2 protein-coding genes are annotated in these 1653 nt (G+C 50.7%); both read right to left on the bottom strand.

Annotated elements, in window-relative coordinates; genetic code table 11:
- On the bottom strand, positions 1-267 hold a 267-nt coding region (locus tag MJZ25_16560), incomplete at its 3' end, for a hypothetical protein (GenBank protein ID MCQ2125780.1).
- A gap of 209 nt (positions 268-476) precedes the next feature.
- Positions 477-1493 (bottom strand): group II intron reverse transcriptase/maturase, encoded by a 1017-nt coding sequence (gene ltrA / locus MJZ25_16565; protein ID MCQ2125781.1) that lies wholly within the window; start codon positions 1491-1493, stop codon positions 477-479.
- Positions 1494-1653: the final 160 nt, after the last annotated feature.

Genomic DNA, 1653 nt, shown 5'->3' on the forward strand with positions numbered 1-1653 from the left:
TTCGTTTTCCGACCTCTCACACCACCGTACGTGCCGTTCGGCATACGGCGGTTCTTCATTGTTCAGTGCAATTTGACATAGTAGTCCATAAGGCACGGGTACCCTGCCCTGCGTAGCATTTCGTTTGTTGCCGCGTGGTGCATTATACCCTCGGCGTTTGCCCAGTACCCTTTCCTGCTGTTCCCGTAGATTCTTGCCCAGTATGGTTTGATTCCACACTTGACAAGGTTCTTGACGCGTGCGCTCGGTTTCTTCCAGCTTTTCCATATACACATCCGTATGCGTCTGCGTAGCCACTCATCCATCCTTTCAAGGTATTTCTTGGCATCCGCAAGTTTGAAGTAGTTCACCCATCCGCGAATGGTTTGATGTAACGCCTCTTTCCTGCGCTCATAGCCCATCCCATTGCTCCTGCCCGTGATGAGTTTGAGTTTCGCCCTCATCTTTTGCAGGCTCTTGGGATGGATGCGAAGCCTTCACATACCATCAAGTGGACGTTTGTAGAACGAGTAGCCGAGGAACTTCATCTCGCGAGCGCTGCCGACCTCCGTCTTTTCGCGATTGACCTTCAAGTGAAGTCTCTTCTCGATGAAGTTGGTCAGTCCTTCGCACACTCTTTCCGCTCCGCGTCTGCTCTTGCAGAAGATAAGACTATCGTCTGCATACCTTACAAACGGGTGACCTCGTTTCTCCAACTCCTTGTCCAGCTCGTTCAGAACGATGTTACTCAACAATGGGCTGAGTGGGCCTCCTTGCGGTGTCCCCTCGGGAGTCGGATGGTATACTCCGTCTATCATCACCCCTGCATAGAGATACTTGTGTATAAGACTTATCACCCTGCCGTCCTTGACGGTATGGGAAAGAAGTTCTATCAGGTAGCTCTGGTTCACGGTGTCGAAGAAGCGTTCGAGGTCAATGCCGACTGCGTACTCGTAGCCGTCATTGAGTATACTCTGCGCTTTCTTCAAGGCATCGTGAGCACTGCGTCCGGGACGGAAGCCGAAGCTCCCTTCGCTGAACTGGGGTTCATACATCGGAGACAGCACCTGCGCTATGCTCTGCTGGATTACGCGGTCTACCAAGGTGGGTATTCCCAGCTTGCGCGTCTTTCCGTTGTCTTTCGGGATTTCCACACGCCGCACGGGTTGCGGCTTGTATTTCCCGTTCAAGAGAGATTCCTTGAGTTCATCCTTGTGGAGTTTCAAGTATGGAAGCAACTCTTTCGCTTCCATCGAGTCGACACCTCCGCTCCCGCCGTTCGATATGACCTTCCTATATGCTCGGTTCATATTATAGGGAGATACGATGAGTTCCATCAAGTGCTTCTCATCTATCTGCACTTCGACAAGTTCGTTTTCTGTTATCTCCATAAAAGTCTGCACTCCTGCAAGTCTTTCGGCTTCCAGCCTATCCCCTTGCAGGCAGTCTGCGGCTCCTGCCGCAATTTTCTGCTCTCGTTCTCTCATAAAGTTCCTTTCTACAAACTTATCCAATAAAGTTCGGTCCTTCCCTGCGTGCCGATATTAGGCAGGTACTATGACCTCTGCTGACTCCTCGCAGTTCGTTGTTACTGCAAGGCGATTTTTTTTTCTTTTTTTTTTTTTTTCGCCTCGTCTGCGAGGCCTCTCCAGTTATGGACGTACTCTTTCCATC

It is taken from the genome of Fibrobacter sp. (assembly GCA_024399065.1).
GTDB lineage: Bacteria > Fibrobacterota > Fibrobacteria > Fibrobacterales > Fibrobacteraceae > Fibrobacter.